General features: G+C 66.1%; 18 protein-coding genes. 6 read left to right on the forward strand and 12 right to left on the reverse strand.

The features are described from left to right. Nucleotides 1-11: 11 nt before the first annotated feature. The 8 genes from ACNI3Q_RS08940 to ACNI3Q_RS08975 all read right to left on the reverse strand — a co-directional run bounded on the left by ACNI3Q_RS08940 (nt 12) and on the right by ACNI3Q_RS08975 (nt 6124). Nucleotides 12-212: a hypothetical protein gene (locus tag ACNI3Q_RS08940; RefSeq protein WP_426275919.1), complete on the reverse strand. Its 201-nt coding sequence runs from the start codon at nt 210-212 to the stop codon at nt 12-14. A gap of 8 nt (nt 213-220) precedes the next feature. Continuing rightward, on the reverse strand, nt 221-733 hold the full coding sequence (locus ACNI3Q_RS08945; protein WP_426275921.1) for a phage tail protein: 513 nt from the start codon (nt 731-733) through the stop codon (nt 221-223). Nucleotides 734-789: 56 nt separating this feature from the next. Continuing rightward, nucleotides 790-1299, reverse strand: a complete 510-nt coding sequence (locus ACNI3Q_RS08950; RefSeq protein WP_426275923.1) for a Pvc16 family protein — start codon at nt 1297-1299, stop codon at nt 790-792. 28 nt (nt 1300-1327) lie between these two features. After that, on the reverse strand, nt 1328-3223 hold the full coding sequence (gene thiC, locus ACNI3Q_RS08955; RefSeq protein ID WP_426275925.1) for a phosphomethylpyrimidine synthase ThiC: 1896 nt from the start codon (nt 3221-3223) through the stop codon (nt 1328-1330). 216 nt (nt 3224-3439) lie between these two features. Beyond that, the gene (locus ACNI3Q_RS08960; protein ID WP_426275927.1) at nt 3440-3940 is read right to left on the reverse strand and encodes a hypothetical protein; all 501 of its coding nucleotides are present in this window, start codon (nt 3938-3940) and stop codon (nt 3440-3442) included. A gap of 23 nt (nt 3941-3963) precedes the next feature. Continuing rightward, on the reverse strand, nt 3964-4818 hold the full coding sequence (locus ACNI3Q_RS08965; protein WP_426275929.1) for a MipA/OmpV family protein: 855 nt from the start codon (nt 4816-4818) through the stop codon (nt 3964-3966). A 69-nt stretch (nt 4819-4887) separates the two neighbouring features. Next, entirely contained in the window at nt 4888-5277 is a 390-nt protein-coding gene (locus ACNI3Q_RS08970) for a DUF2141 domain-containing protein (RefSeq protein WP_426276664.1), read from the reverse strand. 61 nt (nt 5278-5338) lie between these two features. Further along, the gene (locus tag ACNI3Q_RS08975) at nt 5339-6124 is read right to left on the reverse strand and encodes a sterol desaturase family protein (RefSeq protein ID WP_426276666.1); all 786 of its coding nucleotides are present in this window, start codon (nt 6122-6124) and stop codon (nt 5339-5341) included. Nucleotides 6125-6422: 298 nt separating this feature from the next. On the opposite strand from ACNI3Q_RS08975, the gene ACNI3Q_RS08980 reads away from it, so the two are divergent. After that, nucleotides 6423-8753, forward strand: coding sequence for a bifunctional diguanylate cyclase/phosphodiesterase (locus ACNI3Q_RS08980; RefSeq protein ID WP_426275931.1), 2331 nt, complete (start codon nt 6423-6425; stop codon nt 8751-8753). A gap of 29 nt (nt 8754-8782) precedes the next feature. On the opposite strand, the gene ACNI3Q_RS08985 is transcribed toward ACNI3Q_RS08980, so the two are convergent. The 3 genes from ACNI3Q_RS08985 to ACNI3Q_RS08995 all read right to left on the reverse strand — a co-directional run bounded on the left by ACNI3Q_RS08985 (nt 8783) and on the right by ACNI3Q_RS08995 (nt 12183). Further along, the gene (locus ACNI3Q_RS08985; RefSeq protein WP_426275933.1) at nt 8783-9283 is read right to left on the reverse strand and encodes a hypothetical protein; all 501 of its coding nucleotides are present in this window, start codon (nt 9281-9283) and stop codon (nt 8783-8785) included. Beyond that, nucleotides 9259-11076, reverse strand: a complete 1818-nt coding sequence (locus ACNI3Q_RS08990) for a DUF885 domain-containing protein (protein ID WP_426275935.1) — start codon at nt 11074-11076, stop codon at nt 9259-9261. The genes ACNI3Q_RS08985 and ACNI3Q_RS08990 overlap by 25 nt, the downstream gene beginning before the upstream one ends. A 108-nt stretch (nt 11077-11184) precedes the next feature. Next, nucleotides 11185-12183: a ligase-associated DNA damage response exonuclease gene (locus tag ACNI3Q_RS08995; RefSeq protein ID WP_426275937.1), complete on the reverse strand. Its 999-nt coding sequence runs from the start codon at nt 12181-12183 to the stop codon at nt 11185-11187. A gap of 369 nt (nt 12184-12552) precedes the next feature. On the opposite strand from ACNI3Q_RS08995, the gene ACNI3Q_RS09000 reads away from it, so the two are divergent. The 5 genes from ACNI3Q_RS09000 (at nt 12553) to ACNI3Q_RS09020 (ending at nt 21336) form a co-directional block, all read left to right on the forward strand. Beyond that, entirely contained in the window at nt 12553-14979 is a 2427-nt protein-coding gene (locus ACNI3Q_RS09000; RefSeq protein WP_426276668.1) for a ligase-associated DNA damage response DEXH box helicase, read from the forward strand. A gap of 119 nt (nt 14980-15098) precedes the next feature. Continuing rightward, entirely contained in the window at nt 15099-15965 is an 867-nt protein-coding gene (locus tag ACNI3Q_RS09005; RefSeq protein ID WP_426276670.1) for a glycine--tRNA ligase subunit alpha, read from the forward strand. Continuing rightward, nucleotides 15962-18325, forward strand: coding sequence for a glycine--tRNA ligase subunit beta (gene glyS / locus ACNI3Q_RS09010; RefSeq protein WP_426275939.1), 2364 nt, complete (start codon nt 15962-15964; stop codon nt 18323-18325). Before ACNI3Q_RS09005 ends, glyS begins: the two co-directional genes overlap by 4 nt. A 147-nt stretch (nt 18326-18472) precedes the next feature. Continuing rightward, on the forward strand, nt 18473-21145 hold the full coding sequence (ppdK, locus tag ACNI3Q_RS09015; protein WP_426276672.1) for a pyruvate, phosphate dikinase: 2673 nt from the start codon (nt 18473-18475) through the stop codon (nt 21143-21145). Continuing rightward, complete coding sequence (locus ACNI3Q_RS09020) at nt 21142-21336, forward strand: hypothetical protein (RefSeq protein WP_426275941.1); 195 nt, start codon at nt 21142-21144, stop codon at nt 21334-21336. The genes ppdK and ACNI3Q_RS09020 overlap by 4 nt, the downstream gene beginning before the upstream one ends. 126 nt (nt 21337-21462) lie before the next feature. Here the strand turns inward: ACNI3Q_RS09020 and ACNI3Q_RS09025 are convergent, their stop codons facing one another. Continuing rightward, nucleotides 21463-22458 (reverse strand): type II secretion system F family protein, encoded by a 996-nt coding sequence (locus ACNI3Q_RS09025; protein ID WP_426276674.1) that lies wholly within the window; start codon nt 22456-22458, stop codon nt 21463-21465. Nucleotides 22459-22462: the final 4 nt, after the last annotated feature.

Genomic DNA, 22462 nt, shown 5'->3' on the forward strand with positions numbered 1-22462 from the left:
CATCATTTGCCTCAATCCCGCTCCCTGTCCCCAACACCCAGATACAGCTCCCGCCCCATTTCCTCGTACTTGCGGCTCATTTCGGCCATGCCGGCCACGGCTGCGGCTTTGTTGGCGGCGGCGGTTTCTGTGCCAGTGGGGCCGGTGGCGATGAAGCTTTTGCCGACTTGACGGTCACCGAAAGAAGCGGCCGTCCCCCACCCGTGGTTCACCCGCCGTCCTACCCCTTCGGCTCCGTTGGTTCGGCTACATCGAGGTCGCGTTCCCAGCCTTCGTTCTGGAGGACCAGGGTCTGGATGGCGACGGCGTTTCCGTTGGCGTCGAGGTCGGGCATGGCGGTGTATTCCGAGGGCCAGCAGCGATAGAGGCGATAGGCGGTGGCGACCTGGCCCGCTTCGTTCATCAGTTCGATGACGATATCCTTGCGGAAGTCGGCCAGCGCCATTTCGTCGCCCGTGCCGGTATCGAGCCGGTGGACGCGATTGGCCCATGCCTCGAACTCCGTATCATGGGTGACGCCGCGTTCGATGGTGACGGGTTCGTACCGGGTGATGCCGGGCGAGCGGCGGGGGCGGGACGGATCGCCGCCCTCGCGGTGCTCGACCACTTCGGTGATTCGGCGCAGCGCGCTGATTTTCGAGATGCCGGCGACGACGCGCCCGTCCCATTTCACGCGGAACTTGAAGCCCTTGTACGGATCGAAGCGGTTCGGATTGACCGTGAACTGCGGCATGAGCCCCCCCTTGTGCTGCGGTTGCAGCGGGATGAGGCGTCAGGTCGTCGGCCAAGTCAATCGCGGACGATGGGGAGCGGCGGCGCTGCGCCTTGCGGCGCATGGAGCCGGATGCCACCGACGGACAAGGCGAGCCAGGGGTGCAGCGGAACCGGCCCGAGCGTCGACCAGAGCGCGGTGACCGTTTCAATGGGCAAAGGCTCGATCGCAAGCGGCGGGGCGGCGGCGATGCACGCATCCCCTTCGCCAGTGGCGAGGACGGGGTGGTCGTTGATCGCCAGCGCCAGGGCACCGAGCGCGTGGTGCGCATCTGCCTGATCCGGGCCGGTCACGCTCAACAGATAGTGCGCGGTCAGGAACAGGCCGGGCTGCGTCGGATCGGCCGGACCGACCCGACGCACGTTGCGGGCGTTCGCGTCCGGATCCACCCGGTAAAGCCAGAGGGCAACCGACAGGTCATTGCCGGTGGCGGCGGCGGGCGGGCCGATGCGGACGTCCGCACGGGGCACCGCCGCGCGGACTAGATCGGCCAGTGCCAGGCTGGCGGTGGCGATGCCGGTGGTCATGGCTGGCGCCGGTTCCGTTGCCGATGGATCAATCGTGTTCGCGCCCGCCGCTGCCGAGGTAGAGTTCCCGGCCCATTTCCTCATACTTGCGGCTCATTTCGGCCATGCCGGCAAGGGCTGCGGCCTTGCTGGCGGCGGCGGTTTCCGCGCCGGTGGGGCCGGTGGCGATGAAGCCTTCGACGCTCTGGTTCTGTTTCGATGCGAAGTCGCGCACTTCCTGACTGATCTGCATGGAGCAGAATTTCGGCCCGCACATGGAGCAGAAATGGGCGGTCTTGGCGCCTTCGGCGGGCAGCGTCTGATCGTGATACTGTTCCGCCGTTTCGGGATCGAGCGACAGGTTGAACTGATCGCGCCAGCGGAATTCGAACCGCGCTTTTGACAGGGCGTTGTCGCGCATCTGCGCCGCGGGGTGCCCCTTGGCGAGGTCGGCGGCGTGGGCGGCGAGCTTGTAGGTGACGACGCCGACCTTCACATCGTCGCGGTCGGGCAGGCCCAGATGCTCCTTGGGCGTGACGTAGCAGAGCATCGCCGTGCCGTACCATCCGATCATTGCCGCGCCGATGCCGCTGGTGATGTGATCGTAACCGGGCGCGATATCGGTGGTGAGCGGGCCAAGGGTGTAGAAGGGCGCTTCGCCGCACACCTCCAGCTGCTTGTCCATATTCTCCTTGATCTTGTGCATGGGGACGTGGCCCGGCCCTTCGATCATCACCTGAACATCGCTTTTCCACGCGCGATGGGTGAGTTCGCCGAGCGTGTAGAGCTCGCTGAACTGCGCCTCGTCATTCGCATCCGCGATGCTTCCGGGGCGAAGGCCGTCGCCGAGGGAATAGGCGATGTCATACGCCTTCATGATTTCCGTGATCTCGTCGAAATGCTCGTAGAGGAAGCTTTCCTTGTGATGCGCCAGGCACCATTTCGCCATGATCGAGCCGCCGCGCGACACGATGCCGGTCACGCGCTTTGCCGCCATCGGGATATAGGCCAGGCGGACGCCGGCATGGATGGTGAAGTAATCCACGCCCTGTTGCGCCTGTTCGATCAGGGTGTCGCGGAAGATTTCCCAGGTCAGTTCCTCGGCAATGCCGCCGACCTTTTCCAGCGCCTGATAGATGGGGACAGTGCCGATCGGCACGGGCGAGTTGCGCAGGATCCATTCGCGGGTGTCGTGGATGTTGCGGCCCGTGGACAGGTCCATGATCGTGTCCGCGCCCCAGCGGGTGGCCCAGACCATCTTGTCCACTTCCTGTGCCACGTCGGACGCGACGGCGGAGTTGCCGATATTGGCGTTGATCTTGACCAGGAAATTGCGGCCGATCGCCATCGGTTCGGTTTCGGGGTGGTTGATGTTGTTGGGGATGATCGCGCGGCCGCGGGCGACCTCGTCCCGGACAAACTCCGGCGTCACATAGTCGGGGATGGCGGCGCCGAAGCTTTCGCCGTCGCGCAGATATTCGCGCAGGCGTTCCCGGCCCAGATTTTCGCGGGTGGCGACATATTCCATTTCGGGCGTGACGATTCCGCGGCGGGCATAGTGCATCTGGCTGACGTTCATGCCCGGTTTCGCGCGCAGGACGCGGCGGCGGACATTGGGGAAGGGCTGCACCCCGCCGGAACGGTCCGGGCCGAGCTGGCCGTTGTCCTCTGGCCGCACCTCGCGCTGTTCGACCTCCTCCACATCGCCGCGCGCGCGGATCCAGTCGCGGCGCAGTTCGGGCAGGCCGGCCATGATGTCGATGGTGGCGGCGGGATCGGTATAGGGGCCGGAGGTGTCATAGACGCGCAGCGGCGGCTCGCCGGAGGACGGCTCAAGGTCGATCTCGCGCATCGCGACGTTTAGGGGGCCGACATGCACCTTTCGGCTGCCGCGAATAGGGCCTGTCGTGACGCGCAGTTCGGTGCGGGCGGGAATATCAGCCATCGTGTCTCTCCTCTGGCGGGGGAGGGATGGCCTGAGGGATCAAGCGCTCCGCTCCCTACGCCGGTGTCAGCCGGATCAGGTTCAGCGGGTCGATGGCTGCTTTGGGTCCCATGAAAGTAATACTTTCATGGGTGCCCGCCATCCTCTCAAGCGCGCATCAGCGCTCCCCCGGGGATGGCATGGCTTGTAGCAGAGCGATGGCGGCGGCGTAAGGGGTCAGCGCAGGATCTTGTCGGCCAGGATCCACGCCCAGACGAGCAGCGTGGTCGCCCCGCCCGCCACGGTCCAGCGGACGGCGCGGCCAAGGAGCAGCGTCTGGCCGTCGATCGAGCGGACATAGGCGGCGAGCATCCGCTGTCGCAGCGCCTCTCCCTCCAGCCCGTCGCCGTCCACTTCCTCGCCGATCAGGACCGCGCGCAGGACAAAGACGCTGGAGATGACGAGCGGCAGGATGCCGATCAGCGAGACGATGGTTTCGACCGGCTGGCTGGCCGCATCCAGGCTGAGCGGTGCGCCGGGCGAGGCGCTGACCGGATGGGTGCCGATGGTGATCATCAGCGCGTTGAAGGCGAGCATGGCGCCCAATCGCACCGACAGGTCGAGGTCGCGGCCCTCAAGATAGCGCAAATCCGCCTGAAACCCGTCGGCGCAATCCTCCTCCCGCATCGACTGGAAGGCGCGGAGGGGCGTGCGGATGCTGGTCGGGCGACGGGCCATGCCGCCCGATTAGCAAGCCGGGATCAGAAGGTATAGGTGAGGCCGAGGCCGGCGATCCACTGATCCGCCTTGCCCGCCTCTGCAACGATGGGCGAGCGTTTGAAATCGCCCAGCATCTGATAGCGGCCGACCACGCCGACCAGGCTGAGCCCTCCAGTCAGGTCGCCGGTCAGCGACTGGACGGCAAGCGCGTTGACGCCCCAGCGTTTCCAGCCCGAACCCGACTGGCTGTAGGGGGACAGGCCGCTGGCGGCGGCACCCGCCTGGCTGATGTCGAAATAATAGTCGCCATAGCCCTTGCCCACATAATCGGCGAGGACGGAGATGCCGACAAAGTTCTTGGTCGACAATGGCGTGCCATATTCGATGGTCGGGGTAACGATGTAGCTGCCATGCGAGCCGGCGACATCGGTGGCGACCGAGACGCGGGCGGAAAGGATGTCATAATCCGACGTGATGACGCCCGTTTTCGTGACGCCGACCCATCCGCCGAGTTCCACCGCGGTCTTGAGCTTGCCCAGCGCCTCGACCTGCGGATCCTTGATCAGCGTGGTGCGGTCAAGCCGCAGGCCGAGCGTCGGCCCGGCGCCGATATCGATACCGTTCGGATTGCCCTGATCCCGGATGGCGTCGACGAACAGCATCGGTCCGCGCGAGAAGAACGAGAATCGCGACACCTGACCCCGCAGCACGAATTCGGGGATGACGATGTTTTCGTCCGACCCTTCATAGCTGGGGACGGTGATGATGCCCGTACCGATCGACAGGGTGTCGCGATTCGGATCGAGGTCGGATCCGCCCGCGCCGCCTTCCTGAGCAAGAGCGGGGGCAGCGGACAGGATCAGCGCGCACAGCGCACCGGACAGGGCGACCTTCATGACGGGAAAAGACTCCAACGGTTTCAGGCGCGTAACGCCCCGCACTGCACCATGGTTCCGCGCGACGCGTCAGAACATGTAACGGATGCGGATATCCTGTTCGTTGCGGGTGCCCGTCGCCAGTTCGAACTGAGCCGAGGAAAAGCGCGGCGGGCCGAACCGGATGGCGGGATTGCGCGAAAAGCCGAACCCTTCGCGCGGGATGCCGGCAAAGGTATCCAGTTTCGCATTGCCGTTTTCATCGTGGATGACCGACAGCGCATAGCGGCCGCCCGACAGGCCGTCGAACCGCACCGAGCGTTCGGAGGCCGCGACGCTGCGCGTCACCGCATTCTTGTCATCAAGGCAGCCGGGAAAATTGTCAGGATCGGCGGTCAGGCACAGGCGCAGCATCCCCTTTTCCGAGCGGAGCTTGCCGATTTCCACGTCCAGACGGCCCACGGGCGATGCGCCGGGCAAGAGGCTGACCAAAATCAGCGCCGCCCCCGCGCGGCGTGCCAGCCGGTGTCCAAATCCGGCTTCAGCCCATTCCCGTCCCAATTGCGCCCCCATCATTCCCAGACGCCGCCATCCCCCGACGCGGTGTCCGCTGTTTGAACTCACCCAGGCCGTGATCCGTGCCACAGAGCCGGTCCCAGAACCTGAAGTATAATCCGTAATTGCAACCATATCGTTCATGATGCCGCTGGTGATGTGAAGCCGTGATCAGCCACTTCCCCAATGGCCCATCCCAGATGAACCGGGGGAAAACCTCCCAGCCCATGTGATTGGTGACGCCCATAACGGTCATGATCGACAGCACAAGCGCCAGCGCGCCGACATGGATCGGAATTGCGAAGACCAGTGCCGGAATCACGATGGCCCCGGTCAGCGCCTCAACGGGATGAAAAGCCATTGCGGCCCAGGCAGTTGGCGGGCGGCTTTGATGATGGACGGCATGGGCGATGCGGAACCATTTCGGCTGGTGCATCCAGCGATGGGTCCAGTAGAACCAGGTGTCGTGCGCGAACAGATAGGCAAGCACGCTGACCGGCAGATACCAGAGCGGGTAATCGGCCACGTCCGTGTAAATCCGCGTCCAGCCGCGATTTTGCCAGCCCCAGGCGACGATGCCCGCCGGCACGCCGTATATGGCGGCCGAGGCCAGCGACCATTTGATTTCCTTGACGATCTGTTTGTCGAGGCCGGCGTAAAGACCGGGAAATTTGAGCCGCGTCGCCAGCGCAAATCCGCCGGACGCGGCCAGATAGCGCAGCCCGACAATGACCGTCATGGCAAGCGCGGACAGAAAGATGGCGAGCGCAATCGACATTGCACGGTAGCATAGCGCCGCAACCAGCGCGATGCCATGCCCATCTGATGCGATAACCAGCCGCTATGACGGTCGTTGCAAATGACAGGGGATTGTTCCCCCATCCCCGAACAACCTGATCCAGACCAAATGCCGCAATAATGAATTAAAAATAAAGGATAATGCACGGGAAGGTTCGATCGGAAATCGACGGATGAACAACGATACGCAATCTGCGATTCACGTAATAGGCTGTCGAACGGTTCTTTAACCGGCTTTTTGCATCATGACCGCACCATCATGAGGAACGGCCATGTTCAACGTTCTGGAGTGTATTGGCGTACAGCATGACCAGCGGCTGGTGGCCGTTGCGGCGGGCATCTGGATCATCGGCAGCATCACGTTGTTCCTGTTGCTGCGTCGTTCGGCGGAATGCGTCGAGCGGCGGCGGCGGCAATGGGTCGCGGTTGCCGCACTGGCAGCGGGGGTCGGCATCTGGGCGACGCATTTCGTCGCCATGCTAGCCTATCGCGGCATCGTGCCCGTGGGCTATAATGTGGGCATCACCGCGCTGTCGGTGGGGGTTGCCGTCGCATTCTTCTGGACCGCGCTTAGCGTACTGGGCCGACGGCCGACCGGCGGGCGGTCATTCATGGCCGGACTGATGGCGACACTGGGCGTCGCGGCGATGCACTTTACCGGCATGGCGGCGATCATTGCACCGGTCCGCATCGCCTATGACCCCGTGCCGATCGCGGTGGCCGCCCTGGTCGGGACGGCGGCGTTTTCCGCATCCTTCATCGCCTTTGCCCGGATGAGAGGCTGGTGGCGGATCACAGTGCCGGCGGCGGGCGCGATCCTGGCCGTCGTCGCGCTGCATTTCACCGCCATGTCGGCGACCGTCATGTCCCATGACCCGGCAAGGGGACACATCGTCGCGCCGCAGGATGTCGCATGGCTGGTCCCCGCCATCGTGGCGGCGACGCTGGGCCTGATCCTGATGGTCCTGGCCGGTGCGCTGGTCGACCGGTTGCTGACCGACATGCATGGCCTGACCGAGGCGAGCCTGGAGGGGCTGGCCATCGTGTCGCGCGGGCGGATCGTCGAGGTGAACCGCAGGCTGGCCCAGATGATGGGCGACAGCCCGCGGGCGATGATCGGCACCGCGCCCGACCACTGGCTGGAGGCGGCGGACGGCCATCCGATCACCGCCGAACGCGCGGCCAGTTTCGAGGGGCGGGCGCTGACCGCGCAGCACCCCGACGAGGTGCTGGAAATCGCGGTGCACGGCATCGAATATCGCGGGCGGCCGTGCCAGGTGTTCGCGGTACGCGACCTGACCGAGCGCAAGCGGTCGCAGCGTCAGATCGAGCATATGGCATCGCATGATTCGCTGACCGGACTGCCCAACCGCGCGCATCTGGAGCGGGTGCTGGACGAACGGATCGCGCGGGGCGAGGGCGGCTTTGCGCTGCTGGCGCTGGACCTGGACCGGTTCAAGGCGGTGAACGACGTGTTCGGCCATGCGGCAGGGGACGAGGTGCTGCGCCGGGTGGCGGCGATCCTGCGCGATTGTGCGCGCGACGGCGACCTGATCGCGCGGATCGGCGGCGACGAATTCGTGATGCTGCAGGCCGATACCGAGCGCGAGGCGGATGCCCATGTGCTGGCCCGCCGGGTGCTGAAACGGTTTGCGTCCGACATGGACCCGGCGCGCGATCCGATGGCGGTGGGGGTCAGCATCGGCGTGGCGATGTTCCCCGGCGACGGCGACGCGGCCGAAAGCCTGCGCAACAATGCCGATGTCGCGCTGTACCACGCCAAGGAGGGCGGGCGCGGACGCGTGTGCTTTTTCAACGGCGAGATGGACAAGATGGTGCGCGAGCGCCGCCAGCTTGAGCACGACCTGCGCCAGGCGATGGTGCAGCATCAGTTCCGGCTGGCGTTCCAGCCGCTGGTATCGACCACGCGCGGGCTGGTGATGGGGTATGAGGCGCTGATCCGGTGGGACCACCCCGAACGCGGCGAGGTGCCGCCCGAAACCTTTATCCCCGTGGCCGAGGAAATCGGCGCGATCGTGCCGATCGGCGAATGGGTGCTGCGCGAGGCGTGCCGACAGGCCGCGACCTGGGAACAGGACCTGACCATCGCGGTCAATGTGTCGCCCGTGCAGTTTCAGCTGGCCAACCTGGCCGGGGTGGTGCGCGATGCCGTGTTCCAGGCCGGGCTGGACCCCAAGCGGCTGGAGCTGGAGGTGACGGAAAGCGCGCTGCTGCGCAACCGGGCGACGACGCTGGCCACGCTGCACGAGATCAAGGCGATGGGCGTGCGGATCGCGATGGACGATTTCGGCACCGGCTATTCGTCGCTGAGCAACCTGCAGAGCTTTCCGTTCGACAAGATCAAGATCGACCGGAGTTTCGTGTCCAGCGTCACCGACGACGATGCCGCGCGGTCGATCGTGCGGGCGATCGTCGGCCTGGGCCGCAGCCTCAATCTGCCCGTCGTGGCGGAAGGCGTGGAGACCGAGGCGCAGCGCCGGATGGTGATGGAGGAAGGCTGCCCACAGGCGCAGGGGTTCCTGTATGGCGAGCCGACCAGCGTGCCCGGCGCACGGATGCCGCAACTGCGCGTGGTGAGTTGAAGGGGGCCGCTCGCGTCCCCGTGTCCGCCCTAGTTCCCCATGCCTGCGAAGGGGTTCTGGCCGGCCTCCAGCATCATCGCGGCGAGCGCGCCGAGGTCGAGGCGGGCGACGAGGGCCATCAGGCCGCCGGCGACCTGGGGGTCGGACAGGCGTTCCTGCAGCGCAAGCTGGGCGATGCGGGAAAAGCCCTGTTGCAGCGCGGCCTGACCGCCGGTGCGGACGGCGGCGGTCATTTCCGCCTTGCAATCGGTGAAGGCGAGCCGGTTGAACACGACCGCTGCCGCCTGGGTCGCGGCCTCGCGCCGGGCGGGCGTCACCTGCGCCAGATCGGCAAGATCGGGGCTGAGCGAGGCGACGGCGAAGGTCCAGCGGACCATGGCGGTGCGATCCGCCCGCGTCGTTTTTGCCGACAGGCAGCGGTCGAGCGCCGCTGCCTGCTGCCCCTGCGCGGCGGCAGGGGTGGCTGATGCCAGCGCCAGCGCCGCCCCGATGGCGCCCGCTATCGTTACGCCTTTGCCGATGCGATCCATGCGTTCACCTGTTCTTCCAGCACATCCAGCGGCACGGCGCCGCCGGACAGGATCACTTCATGGAAGTCCCGGATGTCGAATTTGGGGCCGAGCTGGGTTTCCGCTTTCTTGCGCAGCTCGGCGATCTTGAGCTGGCCGATCATGTAGCTGGTCGCCTGACCCGGATTGTTGATGTAGCGGTTCACCTCGCGCTCGACATCGCCCTTTGAGATGGAGCTGTTGTCGAGGAAATATTGAACCGCCTGTTCGCGGGTCCAGCGTTTGGAATGAAGGCCCGTGTCAGTGACCAGGCGGATGGCGCGCCACATCTGAAGCGAGAGCATCCCGAATTCGGAATAGGGGTCGGTATAGCCGCCCATCTCCTTGCCCAGCCGTTCGGTGTAGAGGCCCCAGCCTTCGGAATAGGCGGAATAGCCGCCGAACAGGCGGAAACGGGGCAGGCCGGCAAGCTCCTGCTGCCGGGCGATCTGGAAGTGATGGCCCGGCGCGCCTTCATGGACGGAAATCCCCTCCATCTGGATCTTCTGCGTCTGGGTCATGTCGACCAGGTTGACGTAATAGATGCCGGGGCGCGAACCGTCCGGGGCAGGGCGGTTGTAAAAGGCGGTCGAGGCCGTCCCCTCGCGCCATTTTTCCACCGCACGCACCTCCAGCGCCGCCTTGGGCAGGGTGCGGAAATATTCCGGCGCCTTGGCCATCATCCGCGCGATGACGGCGCGGGCGTCGGCCAGATACTGGTCACGGCCGGCCTGATCGTTCGAATAGCGGAACTTGGGATCGGTGCGGATATATTCGAAAAACGCCTTGAGATCGCCGGTAAAGCCGACGCGGGTCTTGATCGCCTCCATCTCCTTGCGGATCGCGGCGACCTGATCGAGGCCGATCTGGTGGATCTGATCCGCCGTCAGGTCAGTGGTGGTGTAGGCGGACAGGCGCGCGTCATAATAGGCCGCGCCGTTGGGCAGGCTCCACGCGCCGTTATTGCCGGTCGCCTTGGGCTCGATTTCGTCGAGCACCGCGAACAGCGTGTCGAAACCGCGCTTGAACGGGCCGGTCAGTGCGGCGGACGCATCGGCGATCAGCTTGTCCTTTTCCCCCTGAGGGATGGACAGTGCCGTCACCTTCTTGCGGAAATCGGCCAGCACGGTGCTGTCCTCTCCGCTGGCGAAGGGCGCGCCGACCAGCACCTTTTGCGCATCGGCGCGGGCGGGGGCGAACACCATCTGCGGCGGCACGATGCCCTTTGCCGCCTGATCCCGCATTTCGGCCGCAACCTCGCGCATCACGCGATCGGTCTCCGCAATGCGGGCGATATAGGCGCGGGCGTCAGCGGCGGTGTCGATGCGGTGGTTGTTGATCAGGAACACCGGGATCTGGCCCGCGGGCGAGCCATTGGTGCTGACCGGAAAACCATAGTCGCGGAACTGATATTGCCGCCGCTGATTTTCGACCGACTTTTCATACAGGCGATAGGACAGGCGGCCCTGCGGCGACAGCTTTGCCGGGTCGAACTGGGCGCGCATCGCGGCCAGCGTTTCTTCGGCCAGCTTCATCCGCTTTTCGCCATCGGCGGGGGTGTAATCGTCGAGCTTGTCGTAATTGGTCTTGAGGCCGAGCGCGGTCTGCGTTTCCGGGCTGAGCGCCACGCCCTTGTCGAACGCGGCGTCGAGGAAGGCGGTCAGGCGCGCATCCTCTGCCTGGGCCGTCGCCTGGGCGGCCGGTTCGGCGGGCGCAGCGGCCAGCATCAGCGGAGCGGCGGAAATCATCAGGAGCGGCAACAGCTTGCGCGACATCAGGCAGCCCTTTTTGCATCGGGGTTTCGGGATGGGCGCGAAGCTGGCCGATTGTGGCGCGCGGGGCAAGGGGGTGTATGCGTCCGCTAGGTCACTTCCGGCTGCAGGTCAGTCATCCTCATCCTCGAAGCCGACGAGATCGAGGGCGCGGGCCTTGATCTGATGCGTCTGGCACCAGTGGACGAGGGCATCCTCCCGCCCGTGCGTGACCCAGACTTCTCGCGGGGCGACATCGCGGATGGTGGTGGTGAGTTCGTCCCAGTCGGCATGATCGGACAGGATGATCGGAAGTTCCACGTTGCGCTGGCGCGCGCGCTGGCGCACCCGCATCCAGCCCGATGCCATGGCGGTCAGCGGATCGGGCAGGCGGCGGGACCAGCGGTCGTTGAGCGCCGAGGGCGGAGCAAGCACGATGCGGCCGGCAAGATCGGCCTTGCTCGCATCGCTGGCCGGGCGCAGTTCACCAAGGTCGACGCCGTGCGCGACATACAGGTCGCACAATCGCTGCAGCGCGCCGTGCAGATACAGCGGATCGTCGAACCCCGCATCGCGCAGTTCGCGGATCACCCGCTGCGCCTTGCCCAGCGCATAGGCGCCGACCAGCACGCAGCGCGTCGGATCGGCGCGGACGGCGGCGATCAGCTTGGCGACCTCTGACGGGGTGTCGGGATGAACGAAGACGGGCAGGCCGAACGTCGCCTCTGTCACGAACACGTCGCAGGGGACGACTTCGAAGGGCGCGCAGGTGGGATCGGGACGGCGTTTATAGTCGCCGGTGACGACGACGCGCTCGCCCCGATGCTCCAGCACGATCTGGGCCGAGCCGAGGACATGGCCGGCGGGGACGAAGCGGATATCCACCTCCCCCAGCCGCACGGTGTCGCCATAGCCGACGGGATGGCCCGATTGTTCGCCATAGCGCACACCCATAATGGCGAGGGTTTCGGGCGTCGCCCAGACCGCGCCATGCCCGCCGCGCGCATGATCGGCATGGCCGTGCGTGACGAGCGCGCGGGATTTCGGCTGGCTGGGGTCAATCCACGCATCGGCGGCGGGGACGTAAATCCCCTCCGGTCGCGGGTCTATCCAGTCGCCGAGCCTTGCCATGCGCGGGATATGGGGCGGGGGGACGGGTGGGGGAAGGGATGCGTCCTTCGACAGGCTCAGGACGAGCGGGGTTTCTGGTTGGGGCCAGGTTCGCTCATGCTGAGCCTGTCGAAATATTGTGCCCGCAGCCAGCAATTGGGCAACGTCCTTCGACAGGCTCAGGACGAGGGAGGGTGCGGGACGCTGGGCGGGGGAAGGGTGGAAGGAAGAACACCCTCACCCTTCCCGCCGCTTCGCGGCGGGCCCCTTCCCTCTCCCGCATGCGGGAGAGGGAGGGAGGCGCGTCAGCGCCGGAAGGGTGAGGGCTTCTTCTTACAGCCCGCACGGGTGAGCGCGGGGGGCTAGGCGCAGGCGGGGGGTGTGCCCCATATGGGGCGGGTGAGCGACCTTTCCCCCATCCTGACCGACTGGTTCGCATCGCGGGGATGGGGGGTGCGGGACCATCAGTTGCGGATGCTGGCATCGGCGCGGGCGGGGCGGCACGCGCTGCTGGTCGCGCCGACGGGGGCGGGCAAGACCATGGCCGGGTTTCTGCCGGTGCTGGACGACCTGATCCGTGCGCCCGCCGAGGGGCTGCATACCCTGTATATCAGCCCGCTAAAGGCGCTGGCGGTGGATGTGCGGCGCAATCTGCTGGCGCCGATCGAGGACATGGCCCTGCCGATCCGGGTGGAGACGCGGACCGGCGATACGCCCAGCGACCGCAAGGCGCGGCAGCGGGCGCGGCCGCCGCAGATATTGCTGACCACGCCGGAATCGCTGAGTTTGCTGATCAGCTATCCCGACAGTTTCGAATTGCTGGCGGGCCTGAAGACCATTATCGTCGATGAGGTTCATGCGTTCGCCACCGGCAAGCGGGGTGACCTGTTGTCGCTGGCGATGAGCCGATTGCAGGCGATCGCGCCCGCAGCGCGGCGGGTGGCGCTGTCCGCCACGGTCGCCGATCCGGACGGGTATCGCGCCTGGCTGGCCCCGGATGGCGATATCGATGCGGTCGATCTGGTCGCCGGGGTCGAGGGGGCGGAGCCGGATATCGCCATCCTGTTGCCCGAGGGGCGCGTGCCCTGGTCCGGCCATTCGGGGCGATATGCCGCGCCGCAGGTGATGGCGGAGATCGAGACGCACGAGACGAGTATCGTGTTCTGCAACACTCGCGGTCTGGCCGAGCTGATCTTTCAGGAGTTGTGGAAGGTCAACGAGCTGAAGCTGCCAATCGGGGTGCATCACGGCAGCCTGTCGATCGAGGCGCGGCGCCGGGTGGAGGAGGCGATGGCGCGCGGCGAACTGCGCGCGCTGGTCGCCACGGCCAGCCTGGACCTGGGCGTGGATTGGGGCAATGTCGATTGCGTCATTCAGATGGGCGCGCCCAAGGGTTCATCGCGCCTGCTCCAGCGGATCGGGCGGGCCAATCACCGGCTGGACGAGCCGAGCGAGGCGGTGCTGGTGCCGGGCAACCGGTTCGAATATCTGGAAGCGCGCGCGGCGCTGGACGCGGTGCGCGACGGCGAGCTGGACCCTGATATCTTTCGCCCCGGCGGGCTGGACGTGCTGGCCCAGCACCTGATGGCGTGCGCGTGCGCCGCGCCGTTCGATGCTGCGGCCATGCTGCGCGAGGTGCAGTCGGCGCTGCCATACTCCGGGCTGGATGCAGCGACGTTCGACCGGGTGCTGGGGTTCATCGCCGATGGCGGCTATTCCCTGCGCGCCTACGACCGGTTCAAGCGGCTGATCCTTGACAAGTCCCTGGGGGACAGGGACGGCCTGTGGCGGGTCAGCCATCCGCAGTTCGTGGCGCAGCACCGGTTGAATGCCGGGATCATCGTCGATGCCCCCGTGCTGGACGTGCGGTTCAAGAACGGGCGCAAGCTGGGCACGGTGGAGGAGTATTTCGCCGCGTCGCTCAGCCCAGGCGACACGTTCTTCTTTGCGGGCATCAGCCTGGAGGTGGAGCGGATGGACGCCGCCGAGCTGATCGTGCGGGCGACCAGCCGGCCGGCGCGCATCCCCACCTATGTCGGCGCGCGGATGCCGCTGTCCACGAACCTCGCCAACCGGGTCCGCCATTTCCTGCACGAGCCGGAGGAATGGGCGCGCTTTCCCGCCGATGTGCGCGAATGGCTGGAGATGCAGCAGCGGCGCTCGCGCCTGCCGGAACCGGGCGAATTGCTGGTCGAAACCTTTCCGCGCGAGGGGCGGCATTACATGGTCGCCTATAGCTTTGAAGGGTGGAACGCGCATCAGTCGCTGGGGATGCTGATCACCCGGCGGATGGAGGCACAGGGGCTGAAGCCGCTGGGGTTCGTGTCCAACGACTATGCGCTGGCGTGCTATGGGCTGGAGCCGATCACGGACCCGGCGGCGCTGTTTTCGCGCGACATCCTGGAGGAGGAGTTTGTCGACTGGGTGCAGGGATCCTCGCTGCTGAAGCGCGCGTTCCGCGAAGTCGCGGTGATCGGCGGGCTGGTCGAGCGGCAATTGCCGGGCAAGCGCAAGACCGGGCGGCAGGTGACGTTTTCCACCGACCTGATCTACGACGTGCTGCGCCGGTACGAGCCGGGGCACCTGCTGCTGCAGGCGGCATGGGCGGATGCGCGGGCGCGGATGACGGATGTCGGGCGGCTGGCCGACCTGCTCGACCGGGCGGCGGGCACGATGCTGCACGTCGAGCTGGACCGGATCAGCCCGCTGGCCGTGCCGGTCATCGTCCTGATCGGGCGGGAGAGCGTGGCGCAGGGATCGGTGGACGACGAATTGCTGATCGAGGCAGAGGCGCTGGCGGCCGAGGCGATGACATAAGGCGCGGGCGCGGCGGCGGTCATTGACCGGGCAGGCCCCATGGCCCTAAGCGGCGCGGGACATTTTCTGCCGTTCGCGAATGGACCCCAGCCTTGGCACAGCCGCTCAGTTTCCAGCGCATGATCCTGACGCTCCACGATTACTGGAGCCGTCACGGATGCCTGATCCTGCAACCCTATGACATGCGCATGGGGGCAGGCACGTTTCACACCGCAACGACGCTGCGCGCGCTGGGGCCGGAGCCGTGGAACGCCGCGTTCGTCCAGCCGTGCCGCCGCCCGACCGATGGCCGCTATGGCGAAAACCCCAACCGGTTGCAGCACTATTACCAGTATCAGGTGATCCTGAAGCCCAGCCCCGAAAACCTGCAGGAACTGTATCTGGGTTCGCTGGCCGAAATCGGCATCGACCCGCTCAAGCACGATATCCGGTTCGTCGAGGATGACTGGGAAAGCCCGACACTGGGCGCATGGGGCCTGGGCTGGGAAGTGTGGTGCGACGGGATGGAGGTGACGCAGTTCACCTATTTCCAGCAGATGGGCGGGTTCGACTGCAAGCCGGTGGCGGGCGAGCTGACCTATGGCCTCGAACGGCTGGCCATGTACATCCAGAATGTCGACAGCGTGTACGACCTGGCGTTCAACGATGCGGGCGTGACGTACGGCGAGGTGTTCCTGGAAAACGAGCGCCAGATGTCGAAATATAATTTCGAGGTGGCGGATACCGAAACGCTGTTCGAAGGATTTCGCAAGGCAGTGGCCGAGTGCGAAAACTGCCTGACCCACAATGTGCCCATCGCGGCGTATGAACAGGCGATCGAGGCGAGCCACCTGTTCAACCTGTTGCAGGCGCGCGGCGTCATCAGCGTGGCCGAACGGCAGGCCTATATCGGCCGGGTCCGCGATCTGGCCAAGGGTAGCTGCGAGGCGCACATCAAGCACATGACGCCAGACTGGCAGGCGAAGTTTCCGGAGTGGACGCTGTGACCGATTTTCTGCTGGAGCTGCGGTCGGAGGAAATCCCGGCGCGGATGCAGGATCGCGCGCGGGCCGATCTGGAAAAGCTGTTCGTCGCCGAGCTGGAGAAGGCGGGGCTGAAGGCCGGGGGCATCGTCACCTATGCCACGCCGCGCCGGCTGACCCTGATCGCGCGGGACTTGCCGGAGGCGACGGCCGCGGTGAGCGAGGAGCTGAAAGGTCCGCCCGCCGATGCGCCTGATGCTGCGGTCGAGGGGTTTCTGCGCAAGGCGGGGCTGACCCGCGACGCGCTGGAAACGCGGGACGTGAAGGGGCGGGCGACGCTGTTCGCGGTGATCGAGCGGGCGGGGCGGCCGACGGCGGACCTGCTGGCCGAGGCGATCCCGGCGATCGTGCGCGCGTTCCCCTGGCCCAAGTCGATGCGCTGGGGCGCGGCGTCGATTTCGACCGAGAGCCTGCGCTGGGTTCGGCCGTTGCAGGGCATCGTCGCGCTGTTCGGGGATGCCGTGGTCGACTGCGAAGTGGCGGGCATCCGGTCGGGGCGGGACACGGTGGGGCACCGGTTTCATTCGAGCGGCGCCATCACCATCGGTTCGGCTGAGGATTATGCGGACACGCTGCGCGCCGCCCATGTCATCGTGGATCAGGACGAGCGCCGCGCGATGATCCGCGGCCGCGCCGCGGAACTGGCGGCGGAGGCTGGCCTGACCCTGATCGAGGACGAGGGGCTGGTCGCGGAAAATGCGGGCCTGACCGAATGGCCGGTTCCGCTGATCGGCCGGTTCGATCCGGCGTTCCTAGAGGTGCCGCCAGAGGTCATCCAGCTAACCGCACGGGTTAATCAAAAGTATTTCGTTTGTGCCAATGCGGATGGAAAGCTGGCCAATGCGTTCGTGTGCACCGCGAACATCGCGGCGAGCGACGGCGGGGCCAAGATCGTCGAGGGCAACCAGAAGGTGCTGGCCGCGCGATTGAGCGACGCGCGCTTCTTCTATGACACCGACCTGAAGGTGCCGCTGGAGGCGCAGGCCGAAAAGCTGAGCAAGATCGTGTTCCACGAAAAGCTGGGCACGGTGGCCGACAAGGTCGAGCGCGTGGCGAAGCTGGCCCGCTGGCTGTGCAAGGAGGGGATTGTAAAGCCCTCTCCCCTTCAGGGGAGAGGGTTGGGAGAGGGGGATGCCTCGCAGAGCGCATCGCCTGCAACTCAGCCCCTCTCCCCGGCCCTCTCCCCTGAAGGGGAGAGGGAGAAGCTCGCCGACCTTGCCGAACGGGCGGCGCGGCTGTGCAAGGCGGACCTGGTGACCGGGATGGTCGGCGAGTTTCCGGAATTGCAGGGCCTGATGGGTGGCTATTATGCCGCCGCGCAGGACGAACATCCCGCCGTCGCGGCGGCGATCCGCGATCATTACAAGCCGGTCGGGCAAGGGGACGAGGTGCCCACCGATCCGGTGACGGTGGCGGTGTCACTGGCGGACAAGCTGGATACGATTGCGGGCTTTTTCCTGATTGATCAGCGGCCGACGGGATCAAAGGACCCTTTCGCGCTTCGACGCGCAGCGCTTGGCATTATTGAGTTAGTGTTGGCGAACCGTCTGAAGATGGAAACCATGTACTTTTTCGCATGGGCGATCGGACACTACGCACGCCAGTTCGAAACGCGTCCCGAATATCAAGGCGAATGGCAGGACGGTCTTGGTAACCTCATCAATACTGATTTGTATGCCGCGGTTGTCAGTTTCATTTTTGATCGCTTGAAAGTGCAGCAACGCGCGCATGGCGTGAAGCACGACCTGATCGATGCAGTTTTTGAGCTTGGTGACGATCAGCCGCTCCGCCTGCTCGCCCGCGTCCATGCGCTGCAGGCGTTCATGGGGACCGAGGATGGCGCGAACCTGCTGGCCGGATACAAGCGGGCGGCGAACATCCTGAAGAGGGAGGGGTGGGGCGGCAACACCCCAACCCGTCACCCCGGCCAGGAGCCGGGGGCCAGCGTATCCAATGGTGGCCAAGGCAGCCTTGCCCCGGATCAAGTCCGGGGCGACGATGGGGGTGTGGCGGGCGTGTCGCCCGGAACCGCCCCTCTCCCAACCCTCTCCCCTGAAGGAGACAGGGCTTTGGTGCCCGCCGAAGGCGCGCTGGTCGCGGCGCTGGATGCGGCCGAGCCGCTGGCGTCGGCGGCGGTGGCGGAGGAGCGGTTTGGCGACGCGATGGCGGCGCTGGCCAGCCTGCGCGCGCCGATCGATGCGTTCTTCACCGACGTGATCGTCAACGATCCCGATCCGGCGATCCGCGCGGCGCGGCTGGCACTGCTGGCGCGGATGCGGGATGCGGTCCACGCCGTCGCGGACTTCAGCCGGATCGAGGGATAGCGATATCATTGGTCGTCGTGTCCCGCTGCGACGCAACAAAATCATTGCATACGAATGCAAGCTCTGGTGAAGGGGCGTGAAAGCGACGATGGAACACAGCGGCGCAACCGCGCGGTGCCGACCAGTACAAGGGGCAGGAACAAGCAGATGACCCAATATGTGTATCGCTTTGGCGGCGGCGTGTCGGATGGCGGCAAGGGGGACAAGAACCTGCTGGGCGGCAAGGGTGCGAACCTGGCCGAAATGGCGTCGATCGGCCTGCCTGTTCCGCCGGGCTTTACCATCGGCACGCCGATGTGCGCGGTCTATTACGACAATGGCGAGCAGTTTCCCGACAGCGTGAAGGCCGAGGTCAAGGGCGGCATCGCGCATATCGAGGGGGTGACGGGCAAGACGTTCGGCAATCCGGCCGATCCGCTGCTGGTATCCGTCCGTTCGGGCGCGCGTGTGTCGATGCCGGGCATGATGGACACGGTGCTGAACCTGGGCCTGAATGACGAGACGGTCGAGGGGCTGGCGGCGACGAGCGGCGACGAACGCTTTGCCTGGGACAGCTATCGCCGGTTCATCCAGATGTATTCCGACGTGGTGCTGGGCCTGGACCATGGCCGGTTCGAGGAAGCATTGGAGATCGCCAAGGAGGACAACGGATTCTACCTGGACACCGACCTGTCGGCAGCGGACTGGAAGAAACTGGTCGCCGAATACAAGGCGCTGGTCGAGGAAATGTGGGGCAAGCCGTTCCCGCAGGACGTGCACGACCAGTTATGGGGCGCGATCGGCGCGGTGTTCGGATCGTGGCAGTCGGAACGGGCCAAGGTCTATCGCCGCCTGAACGACATTCCCGGCGACTGGGGCACGGCCGTCAACGTGCAGGCGATGGTGTTCGGCAACATGGGCGATACGTCGGCCACGGGCGTTGCGTTCACGCGCGATCCGTCGACGGGGCACAATGCCTATTATGGCGAATTCCTGATCAACGCGCAGGGCGAGGATGTGGTCGCGGGCATCCGCACGCCGCAATATCTGACCAAGGCAGCGCGCGAGGGCGCGGGGGCCAAGCCGCTGTCGATGGAAGAGGCGATGCCGGAAACCTATGCCGAGCTGGCATCGGTATTCGACCTGCTGGAACGGCATTACCGCGACATGCAGGACATCGAGTTCACCGTGGAGCGCGGCAAGCTGTGGATGCTGCAGACCCGGTCGGGCAAGCGGACGGCCAAGGCGGCGCTGAAGATCGCGGTGGACATGGCCAATGAAGGGCTGATCACCGAGGCGGAGGCGGTGGCGCGCGTCGACCCGTCGGCGCTGGACCAGCTGCTCCACCCGACGCTGGATCCGGCGGCACCGCGCGACGTGCTGACCAAGGGGTTGCCCGCATCGCCCGGCGCGGCGAGCGGCACGGTGGTGTTCGATGCCGACACGGCGGAACGCCATGCGGCGCTGGGCGAGAACGTCATCCTGGTCCGCATCGAGACCAGCCCGGAGGATATTCACGGCATGCACGCGGCGCGCGGCATCCTGACCGCGCGGGGCGGGATGACCAGCCACGCCGCCGTGGTCGCGCGCGGCATGGGCCGGCCGTGCGTGTCGGGCGCGGGCGCGCTGCAGATCGATCCCAAGGCGCGGATGATGCGGGTGGGCGCCGGAGAACATTGCCGCGAGGTGAAGGAAGGCGACACCATCACCATCGACGGCGCGACCGGCGAAGTGATGGCGGGCGAGGTGCCGACGATCCAGCCCGAACTGGCCGGCGATTTTGGCACGTTGATGGTGTGGGCGGACCGGGTTCGCCGGCTGAAGGTGCGGGCGAACGCCGAAACGCCGCTGGATTGCCGCACCGCGCGCGATTTCGGCGCGGAGGGCGTGGGCCTGTGCCGCACCGAGCACATGTTCTTTGACGGCGCGCGGATTACCGCGGTGCGCCAGATGATCCTGGCCGAGGACGAGAAGGGCCGCCGGGCGGCGCTGGACAAGCTGCTCCCCGAACAGCGGGCGGATTTCATCGAGATTTTCGAGGTGATGGCTGGCCTGCCCGTCACCATCCGGCTGCTCGATCCGCCGCTGCACGAGTTTCTGCCGCACGAGGAATCCGAATTTGCCGATGTGGCCGAGGCGGCGGGCGTGGGGATCGAGGCGCTGAAGCGGCGCGCGGCGGAGCTGCACGAGGTGAACCCGATGCTGGGCCATCGCGGGTGCCGGCTGGGCGTTACCTATCCCGAAATCTATGAGATGCAGGCGCGCGCGATTTTCGAGGCGGCACTGGCGGTGGCCGAAAAGTCGGGCGCTGCGCCGATCCCGGAAGTGATGATCCCGCTGGTCGCCACGCGGCGCGAGCTTGAGCTGATGAAGGCGGTGGTCGACCGGGTGGCCGAGGCGGTGTTTGCCGAGGCGGGGGCGCGGGTCGAGTATCTGGTCGGCACGATGATCGAGCTGCCGCGCGCGGCGCTGAAGGCCGGGGAAATCGCCGAGGTGGGCGAGTTTTTCAGCTTTGGCACCAACGACCTGACCCAGACGACGCTGGGCGTCAGCCGCGACGATGCCGCCCGCTTCCTGGGCGTCTATGTCGACAAGGGCATTTATGCGCGCGATCCGTTCGTGTCGCTGGACATCGAAGGGGTCGGCCAGCTGATCGAACTCGCTGCAGAGCGCGGGCGGGCGACCCGGCCCGACGTGAAGCTGGGCATTTGCGGCGAGCATGGCGGCGATCCGGCGAGCATCGCGTTCTGCGAGACGCTGGGCCTGGATTATGTGTCGGCCAGCCCGTACCGCGTGCCGATCGCGCGGCTGGCCGCGGCGCAGGCGGCGCTGAAGCGATGAGCGAGCCGCAGCCCAATGTGACGCGCGGCGGATATGACCGCATCTATGGCCTGCACCCGTTCTTTTTCTGGGCGGCGGTGCTGTTGCTGCAGGTGGCGTTCGTGGCGGTGATCGTGACCGCGCTGGTCGCGACGATCGACTGGACCGAGGATCTGATCTGGCCGGGCGGGCCGGAACTGCTGCCGTTCTGATAATCCTCCCCTGCAAGGGGAGGTGGCGCGCATAGCGCGTCGGAGGGGTGTCGCCCTATCCGTTGGCGTATACCCCTCCGTCAGGCCTTCGGCCTGCCACCTCCCCTTGCAGGGGAGGAGCTTTGCTTAATTGCTGAGCAGCGCGTCGTTGATCGAGCAGGCCGCCGGGCCAAGGATGACGACGAACAGCACCGGTAGGATGAACAGGATCAGCGGGATCGTCATGATCGCGGGCAGGCGCGCGGCCTTTTCCTCGGCGCGCATCATGCGTTCGTTGCGGAATTCGGCCGACAGCACGCGCAGCGCGGAGGCGAGCGGGGTGCCGTATTTCTCGGTCTGGATCATGGTGGTGACCACGCCCTTTACCGCATCCAGATCGATCCGCATGGCCAGGTTTTCGAACGCCTGCCGCCGGTCGGTCAGGAAGCCCAGCTCGATCGCGGTCAGGCTGAATTCCTCGCCCAGTTCGGGATAGGCGCGGCCCAGTTCCTTTGCCACGCGGTGAAAGGCGGCATCGACGGTCAGGCCGGCCTCGGCGCAGATGACCAGCAGGTCGAGCGCATCGGGCAGCCCCTTTCGGATCGCGTCGGACCGTTTCGTGATCTTGTTCTTCAGCCAAATATCCGGCGCCTTGTAAGACCCGATAAAGGTGATGGCGACCAGGCCATAGGCCTTGAGCGGCGACCAGTCGGAAAAGGCCTGCGTGCCATAGACCAGATAGACGGCCGCGCCGCCCAGCACGATCGGCAGCACCAGGCGGCCGAAGATGATGGCGGGTGCCCATTCCTTGGTCCGGATACCGGCCTGAAGCAGGCGGCGCTGCGCGACCTTGACCTGATCGTCCTGCAGCACCTTCAGCCCGGAGAGCAGCGCCTTGATCCGGTCCGCCGTCTCGTGCTTTTGCACCAGCTTGGCGCGGCGCTTGGACGTGGAGGCGGTGATGCCCGCCTTGAGCTGTTCGCGCCGTTCGGTCAGCGCCTTGACCCGCTTGGCCATCGGATCGCGCACCGTGGTGGCGGCATAGATGGCGACCAGAACGGCCACCGCGGCAATGCCCGACAGGAACGTGGCGACAAGATAGATGTCGACGCCCAGGATGGTCGGCGAGGTGTTGGGATCCATCATC

The organism is Sphingomonas eleionomae, assembly GCF_049889035.1.
Classification (GTDB): domain Bacteria; phylum Pseudomonadota; class Alphaproteobacteria; order Sphingomonadales; family Sphingomonadaceae; genus Sphingomonas.

Coding starts and splice junctions, on each gene's coding strand:
- ACNI3Q_RS09020 (WP_426275941.1), top strand. CDS start 21,142: ATGAGCGAGCCGCAGCCCAATGTGACGCGCGGCGGATATGACCGCATC.
- ACNI3Q_RS09025 (WP_426276674.1), bottom strand. CDS start 22,458: ATGGATCCCAACACCTCGCCGACCATCCTGGGCGTCGACATCTATCTT.
- thiC (WP_426275925.1), bottom strand. CDS start 3,223: ATGGCTGATATTCCCGCCCGCACCGAACTGCGCGTCACGACAGGCCCT.
- ACNI3Q_RS08990 (WP_426275935.1), bottom strand. CDS start 11,076: ATGTCGCGCAAGCTGTTGCCGCTCCTGATGATTTCCGCCGCTCCGCTG.
- ACNI3Q_RS08950 (WP_426275923.1), bottom strand. CDS start 1,299: ATGACCACCGGCATCGCCACCGCCAGCCTGGCACTGGCCGATCTAGTC.
- ACNI3Q_RS09005 (WP_426276670.1), top strand. CDS start 15,099: ATGATCCTGACGCTCCACGATTACTGGAGCCGTCACGGATGCCTGATC.
- ACNI3Q_RS08985 (WP_426275933.1), bottom strand. CDS start 9,283: ATGGATCGCATCGGCAAAGGCGTAACGATAGCGGGCGCCATCGGGGCG.
- ppdK (WP_426276672.1), top strand. CDS start 18,473: ATGACCCAATATGTGTATCGCTTTGGCGGCGGCGTGTCGGATGGCGGC.
- ACNI3Q_RS08965 (WP_426275929.1), bottom strand. CDS start 4,818: ATGAAGGTCGCCCTGTCCGGTGCGCTGTGCGCGCTGATCCTGTCCGCT.
- ACNI3Q_RS08995 (WP_426275937.1), bottom strand. CDS start 12,183: ATGGCAAGGCTCGGCGACTGGATAGACCCGCGACCGGAGGGGATTTAC.
- ACNI3Q_RS08960 (WP_426275927.1), bottom strand. CDS start 3,940: ATGGCCCGTCGCCCGACCAGCATCCGCACGCCCCTCCGCGCCTTCCAG.
- ACNI3Q_RS09000 (WP_426276668.1), top strand. CDS start 12,553: ATGGGGCGGGTGAGCGACCTTTCCCCCATCCTGACCGACTGGTTCGCA.
- ACNI3Q_RS08945 (WP_426275921.1), bottom strand. CDS start 733: ATGCCGCAGTTCACGGTCAATCCGAACCGCTTCGATCCGTACAAGGGC.
- ACNI3Q_RS08980 (WP_426275931.1), top strand. CDS start 6,423: ATGTTCAACGTTCTGGAGTGTATTGGCGTACAGCATGACCAGCGGCTG.